Here is a 7,240-nt window from a genome sequence, read left to right as displayed (position 1 = left end):
TTNTTTNNNANCANNTTGNNNAAAANCANAAGCAATAAAATAACCAATAAAACAAAGATCTAAAATGTAAATTGAAATGACAACTGTTTTAGCTTTTTTAGTAATTAAACAAATAAAGGCATAAGCAATAAATCCAAGTGCCAACCCATTTGTAATTGAAAATGTAACTATCATAATGATAATAGTAAAGAAGGCTGAAATTCCAAATTCTGGTTTAACTCACTCAATATCTTTAATTTGACTAACCATTAATGTACCAACAAAAATCACGGCAGCTCCAGCAATTGCCGGAGTAATTAATTTAAAAATTGGAAAAAGTGGAATTGCTACTAAAAACATTAACCCTGTAATAATAACAGAAAAACCACTTCGAGCTCCTTGGGAAACTCCCGTTGTTGATTCAACAAAACTAGTAACCGGAGAACAACCTAAAAGACTTCCAGTTAAAGTTCCTACTGAATCTGCCATTAAAGCACGTGATTTTAATTCATATTTTTCACCAGTTGTTAATGAAATTTGAGTTGAAACAGAGTATAACGTTCCTGTTGTATCAAAAAAATCAACAAATAGGAAAACAAAAATTGAAATATACATCGTTGGTGATGTTCAAATTTTTGGATTAGCAAATGCTGCAAATGTTGATTTTAAAGTGGTATTAAAACCATTAAAATCACTATAACTTCATCCCTTTCAATGTGCAAAATTATGGCGAATGAAATCATTATCAACAACATTTCCGACAATCAAAGAAACTACTAATCCTCCCAAAATTGCAATGGCAATGACTCCAGGAATTTTTTTAAAATGTAAAACTAAAATTAACATTAAAACACCAAATCCCATTAAAATTATTGGTCAGTTAATTTTTAAATTTCCTAATGTTGCAACCGGAATTCCGCCATTAACGACAACCCCACATGGAGCAACGGCATTATCGCCAACAAATCCAATATTGTGTAAACCAATATAAGCAATAAAAAAACCAATTCCAGCACCAATTGCTAATTTTAATGAATCTGGAATCGCATTAATAATAATTGTTCGTAATTTAGTTATTGAAATAAGACAGAAAAATATTGCTGAAAGCATTACAGCAATTAAAGCCCCTTGATATCCTAATCCATTATTAGCAACATTAAAAGTAAAAATAGCATTTAGCCCCATTCCAGGTGCTAATCCAACTGGCATATTCGCTGATAAACCCATAATTAAAGTAGCAATAAAAGCAACAATTGCCGTGGAAATAAAAATCCCTCCAAACGCCATATTCTGACTTGGATCACTTAGATGATTAATATATGGTGCAGAAGATAACATATTAGGTTGCACTGATAAAATATATAACATTGCTAAAAATGTTGTTAGGCCACCAATAATTTCTTTTTTAAAAGTTGTTTTTAAATCACCAAACCTAAAAAAAGTTTCAATCTTTTTTTTAAACATATAATTTATTTCTCCATCTAGCTCTATTTGTAAAAATAAAAAACATTAACCTTGTTTAATTAACATAAGTTAATGCAAAATGAAGCATTAACCTATAGAGTCTTCTTATAAATGGTAAGACGTAGAAACACTAGACCATATTACTAGCATATATAGGAATTGTTTAATACATTTACTTTTTAAATATACCGAATTTCATAAAAAATTACAATCCCTTTAATAAAAACATATTACATTTTCAGAAAAAGGAAAAAATGATTTAAAACTAGTATAAGTTTTAAAAGACTTGATAAATTCTGTTGGTAAATAGTCTATTGCTAATTCTATTAAATCTTGACGATAATTTTCTACTAAATTCGCTCAACAAAATCATCCCAAAATCAAATAAACAATACCAATAATAGATAAAATTTGAATTGTAATGTCAATTGCATTAATAACAGTATTATCTTTTAAAAACTGTATTAAAATAACTAAAATTATTGCTATAATAAATAAAAATATTGTAAACAACAAAAATCATGACAAAAATTTTAATCAAAAAAAGCATTTTGATTGTTTTGTTTTTTGGTTATAAACATAATAAAAATGAAAAATCATATCATAAATTTTTACAATGCTTTGGTCTTTATCATTAATACGACGAATAATTACAGCATTACTTATTTTTGAAAAATTCCGTGCTTTAACAATATGGTTTTGTTCTCCAATATTAACATCTTGTAAATCATTCTCATCTAACATTTTCCGTAATAACATCCGTGGTTTTAATGTTGTTTTTTTCTTTTTAAACCTTAATAAAATAAGACCAAATATTAATCAACCTACAAGAAGCAGTCCAATTACAATAATAAAAATAAAATAAACTAATCCTGTTATTTGCGTTAAATTAAACATTTTTTAATCACGTTCCTCTCCCATATATATCAATCATATCGTATTTAAAAAAATAAAAAAACAGCATTTTAAAATGTTATTTTTTTTATATTCTTTCATTAATTTATCATTATTTTACAGTACCTATTGGTAGTATGACATATGTATTAAATCTACCCTTTACATTATTTTTTCCCAAACAGGTAATTTCTATTTTTCTTGGAATTGTTAAATCAAAAGAAAGAGTATCAATTTTATTATCTTTGATATAAAACTCTTTTGGGAAGATAGGAATTACATCATAATCATTTTTTGTTAATTTAGTGCTTAGTTCTGCATGCAATGTTGCTAAAATTGCATCACGAATTGGCTCTGATCATTCAGAAAACTGAACATCTTTAATATTCTTAACATTAACTTTTTTAATTGGGTTAATTTTAGTAATACCACTAATATCAATTGGAAATTGTAATTTTATTTCCTCTTTTTTTTGGATTATTATTATTATTATTATTATTTATTGGTAACAAAGGAGCTCTATCTAAATTTTTTCTTTGCTTTTCTTCTTCCAATTTGTTTTGTTTTGGATAACTACAAGCACAAGAAACAATTGTTATTCCACTTATGCTCATTATTCCTAAGGTCATTAAATATGTAAATAGTTTTTTCATTAATAAAATATAAGTTCCTTTTTAAAATTTAATAGCATAAATAATTTAAACTATTACTTAGAATTATATAAAAAAGTTAAACAAAAAAAGTTAGAATTTATTTTTATCAAATTATTTGCAAAATAAGAAGAAAATTTAAATAATAATTTGTCATTAGATTATAACTTCATTAATGAATACATTTTAAAAATAAAAAAGGGGAAATTCAATTTTCTCTTTTTCAAAACATAGTTTTTTAATTTTCTTCTCTTAAACATCCAATTGCTTCAATTTCAACTAAAGCATTTTTAGGCAAATTTGCAACTGCAACAGCAGAACGAGCTGGAAAATTTTCTGTAAAATATTTTTGATAAACTTCATTCATTGCTGGGAAATCATTAATATCTTTTAAGAAAATATTAACTTTAACAACATCTGTTAAACTGTAACCTGCTGATTGTACAATTGCTTTTAAATTTTCTAAAGCACATTTTGTTTGTTCTGTAATTGTTGTTCCTTCAATCATCATTGTTGTTGAATCTAATGGCAATTGACCAGAAACATATAAGAAGTTCCCTGTTTTAACTGCTTGTGAATATGGCCCAATTGCTTTTGGCGCCAAATGTGTTGAAATAATTTTTTTACTCATAATAATTAATCATTCCTTTCTGACTTTTTAAAAATCATTGTTAAAATATTGATGATATTTGTTACCATCGCAAATGAAGTCCCAATATTAATTCGAAAGCAAGTTATTGGTGCTTCAACAAAATCATCATTTTTACTAACAATTAATTTATATTTTAATAATAATTTGTTAACTTCCTGCGGTGACATTTTAGTCCCTTCATAATTAATCCAAACCAAATATGAGGCTTCTAATTGCATTATTTTTAACCCCCGAATTTGTTCTAAGGTTGTTTTTACAAAAATATAATTTTTAATAATATATTTTAACATAGTTGTTTTTCAAGTTAATACTTCTGGATTAGTATATGCAGCTAAATAAGATGGGATTGTAAAAACATTTGGTGATGTAATCGAAGCAGATTCATATTGTTCATCAATTTTCTTTCGTAATTTGTCGTTAAATGTAATTAAATATGATGATTTTAATCCGCCAAGATTAAAAGCCTTATTTGGAGAATTACAAACAATAACCTCATTATTTTGAATTGAAAATGATAGCAACGAATTAAATTTAACATTTGGTAATGCTAAATTGCCGTGTACTTCATCTGATATTAACTTCATCTGATATTATTAAAACATGATATTGTTGACAAATTGCAATTATTTTTTGTAATTCTGCTCTTGTTCAAACACACCCACTAGGATTATACGGATTACATAAAATAAATATTTTTGGTTGATATTTTTTTATAATATTTGCAAAATTAACAAAATCTATTTGATAACGATTATCCTCTCATTTTAATTGATTTGTTAATAATTGACGGTTATTATTTAAAACTGCCCCGCCCAAAGGGGCCATAAACTGGCGTTTGAATTAAAACATAATCATTAACATAAGTTAAACATTGAATTAGTTGATGAAGAGCATTAACTGTACCATGTACAAGTTTGATTTTATCTTTTGGAATTATAAGTTGATGTTGATAATAATATCAAGTACTTACCGCTTCATAAAAATCATTACTAACATAAGTATAACTATATACTCCTTTTTCTGCACGATTTAAAATAGCATTGGTAATTGGCTGTGGTGTAAGAAAATCTAAATCAGCAATTGATGAATTAATGATATTATCACCAGTTAAATGATAATTATCTGCAATATATGTTTGATCTCATTTTCGCTCGGAATTTTTTGTTCGATCAATGATAATATCAAAATTATATTTCATCGCAAATTTACCTTTACCTTTCTACCTTAATCTTTGTTTTTTTCTGTTTTTGATTTAAATATTTTTCTTGTTCACTTGATGATAATTTATTATATTTTTTTAATTGTTGTTTTTTAATACTTGGAACAATTCCCAATGACATAATATTAATTGTCCAAGTATGCACTTTTTGCTCTAAAACTGGTTTTGTTTTAATATATTTTAATCTCAATAATAATGTTGTTGAAATTGCACAACCAATAATTGCAAAAATTAATCACAGTAGAATGGCAACACCAATTGCAACAGTTCCTGTTGTTGATTGGATTCCTGCCATTGTAATAAAACCACCTCCCGTAATGGTTGAACCTAAATTAAAAGCTGCACATAAACCCCCAGATACAGAACCTCCTATCATAAAAGAAGGAATCACACGGAATGGGTCTGATAAAGCAAATGGTATTGCTCCTTCAGCAATTCCTAACGAAGATAAGATTCATGACATTTTTCCAACTTCTTTTTTATATTGATTTGAAAACCGACGACCAATAAAAGTTACTAAAGTAGTCGTTCATCCAGTTCCAATTCCAGCAGCTCAAAAGCATGCATATGGAACTAACAAGGTTGGATTAGTCAATTGTACACTTGTAAAAGCTTGTGAAAATGATGCAAATGAGAAAGCTCATGCCACTTTATTAAAAGGACCCCCAAATCAAAAACACACATCATTCCAATAATAATTCCCAATATTGCTGCTAAATTTGAAGTTTGTAAAGTTGTCAATCCACTAAAAATAACATTAATTAATAAGGCAATTGGTTGACCAATCACAAAGAGAATTAAACAAATACTAATTAACGATCCTAAAACAGGATAAACAAATCAAGTTAAGACACCTTGCATTTTTTTACTAACAAGATACTTTTTAAATCCTTTCATCATATAACCGACAACAATTCCAATAATTAAACCACCTAAAAAACCTACTCCATCAACAATTACAGTGCCATCATAAATTTTGTTATCATTTAGTCATAATCGAAACTTAATTTGTTTCTAATTACTTAATTTTATTAAAAACCTCAAAATAATGTATACTACNNTTTTTATTTAAATTATTTAATTTTAAATACATCTTCTATGCTATCTATAATAATTGCAAATTATAAATTGAAGCAATTAAATTAAATCTTAAACTAAATCGTTTTCTATGATTACGATATTTTTCTGTAATAATTTTAAATTTTTTAAGAATAGCAAAAATATTTTCAATAATAATTCTCATTTTTGAAACTAGTCTATTATGTTGTTTTTGTGCTTTATTTAAAGGTTTTTTCTTTGTTTTCTTTGTAGGTATTAGAACATTATTGTGAATTTTTTGTATTCCTTGATAACCACTGTCAACTATTAATTTGGTATTTTTTNNTGAAAACCATATACATTTTAGNNNTATGAATAGTTTTTATAGTAAAAGTGTGGTGGAGAATAGTCTTTAAACTTAATGCATTGTAAAAAGAATTTTGTATGAATCGGTTTTTATACTCCGCAGTCATTGAAAATTATAAATCTGATTATGATTAAATCTGATGGTTTTATAACAGTTTGAAAGAGGTGTGGCAGTGGGAGAAAAGAATGAGAAAGAATGAACGACGAGCTGATCCTATCTAATCCTCTCCTTCGTCTATTTACCTGTCTGTCCGATAGTCTATCCATCTGTACATCGATCTCTTATAAGAACTATACTCACTGATAAACAAATGATATCGAGTACGTCATTGAATCAACAGTCGACAAGTNTTTCATTTATTTTATGTATATTTTGCATTTCTGATTTTAATTATATTTTTGTTACTTGATATAAATTTGACCAACATTTTAAAATTTTATATTCGATGTCAACAAGAGCATTTGGATATNTTTTATTTTAATTACAATTTTACACATTAAATATAATTAATAAATAGTAGAGGGGCTATTAAATATAGAGTTAAGATTTTTATTTTAATTATAAATATTTAAAAGCATAGAATAGAATATTTAATTGTAATCCGCAGAGAGGTTAATAAACAAAAAATTAAAGTTGAGTTATAAATATAGACAATACCTATGTGCAGGAGTTTGTACTTAAGTATATTTAAATAAATTTAAATAAATGGAAATCTATTAGTATAGGAGCATCATGTACTGAAAATAAAATAATCCCAAAAATATGTTAAAAAAAAAAAAAAAAAANAAANNAATAAATACTTTCTATAGGCTTGAACTTCATCTACATTATTTCTCTGCTACAAGTTATTACTTAAGTCTCTAGCCGTATCATGGAACTTTTATATGAAGAGCATATCATAAGCATAGCTTAACTCTTCTCTAGCACTTATTGCAGGCACAAAATAAATCCAACAAATATTTCTCAGCTNNANNTNA

10 protein-coding genes, 1 pseudogene and 1 riboswitch (1 of these 12 cut by a window edge) are annotated in these 7,240 nt (G+C 26.3%); all 11 genes and pseudogenes read right to left on the bottom strand.

The window, feature by feature from the left end:
- A pseudogene (locus BST80_RS03035) lies at positions 1-1,443 on the bottom strand (NCS2 family permease) (it extends 54 nt beyond the left edge of the window).
- A 75-nt stretch (positions 1,444-1,518) separates the two neighbouring features.
- A riboswitch (purine riboswitch) is annotated at positions 1,519-1,619 on the bottom strand.
- A gap of 40 nt (positions 1,620-1,659) precedes the next feature.
- On the bottom strand, positions 1,660-2,340 hold the full coding sequence (locus tag BST80_RS03030; RefSeq protein ID WP_415745914.1) for a hypothetical protein: 681 nt from the start codon (positions 2,338-2,340) through the stop codon (positions 1,660-1,662).
- A gap of 109 nt (positions 2,341-2,449) precedes the next feature.
- Positions 2,450-2,662: a hypothetical protein gene (locus tag BST80_RS03025; RefSeq protein ID WP_415745913.1), complete on the bottom strand. Its 213-nt coding sequence runs from the start codon at positions 2,660-2,662 to the stop codon at positions 2,450-2,452.
- Positions 2,663-2,768: 106 nt separating this feature from the next.
- A complete protein-coding gene (locus BST80_RS03020) occupies positions 2,769-2,990 on the bottom strand; it encodes a hypothetical protein (protein WP_415745912.1) in 222 nt (73 codons plus the stop codon).
- A gap of 235 nt (positions 2,991-3,225) precedes the next feature.
- The gene (locus tag BST80_RS03015) at positions 3,226-3,618 is read right to left on the bottom strand and encodes a RidA family protein (protein ID WP_415745911.1); all 393 of its coding nucleotides are present in this window, start codon (positions 3,616-3,618) and stop codon (positions 3,226-3,228) included.
- Positions 3,619-3,623: 5 nt separating this feature from the next.
- Entirely contained in the window at positions 3,624-4,223 is a 600-nt protein-coding gene (locus tag BST80_RS03010) for an aminotransferase class I/II-fold pyridoxal phosphate-dependent enzyme (RefSeq protein ID WP_415745910.1), read from the bottom strand.
- Positions 4,171-4,464, bottom strand: coding sequence for an aminotransferase class I/II-fold pyridoxal phosphate-dependent enzyme (locus tag BST80_RS03005; RefSeq protein WP_415745909.1), 294 nt, complete (start codon positions 4,462-4,464; stop codon positions 4,171-4,173). Before BST80_RS03005 ends, BST80_RS03010 begins: the two co-directional genes overlap by 53 nt.
- The gene (locus BST80_RS03000; protein WP_415745908.1) at positions 4,433-4,837 is read right to left on the bottom strand and encodes a hypothetical protein; all 405 of its coding nucleotides are present in this window, start codon (positions 4,835-4,837) and stop codon (positions 4,433-4,435) included. The genes BST80_RS03005 and BST80_RS03000 overlap by 32 nt, the downstream gene beginning before the upstream one ends.
- A gap of 13 nt (positions 4,838-4,850) precedes the next feature.
- Positions 4,851-5,507 carry a hypothetical protein gene (locus BST80_RS02995; protein WP_415745907.1) on the bottom strand — a complete coding sequence of 219 codons (657 nt, stop codon included), beginning with the start codon at positions 5,505-5,507 and terminating at the stop codon, positions 4,851-4,853.
- On the bottom strand, positions 5,432-5,758 hold the full coding sequence (locus BST80_RS02990; RefSeq protein WP_415745906.1) for a hypothetical protein: 327 nt from the start codon (positions 5,756-5,758) through the stop codon (positions 5,432-5,434). The genes BST80_RS02995 and BST80_RS02990 overlap by 76 nt, the downstream gene beginning before the upstream one ends.
- Before the next feature lie 205 nt (positions 5,759-5,963).
- Positions 5,964-6,227 (bottom strand): transposase family protein, encoded by a 264-nt coding sequence (locus BST80_RS02985; RefSeq protein ID WP_415745915.1) that lies wholly within the window; start codon positions 6,225-6,227, stop codon positions 5,964-5,966.
- Positions 6,228-7,240: the final 1,013 nt, after the last annotated feature.

This window comes from Spiroplasma sp. Moj (assembly GCF_016082285.1).
In the GTDB taxonomy this organism is placed as follows: Bacteria; Bacillota_I; Bacilli_A; order Mycoplasmatales; family Mycoplasmataceae; genus Spiroplasma; species Spiroplasma phoeniceum.
Note: the sequence above shows the minus strand (reverse complement) of the source record. Positions and strands in the feature narration are given on the sequence as shown.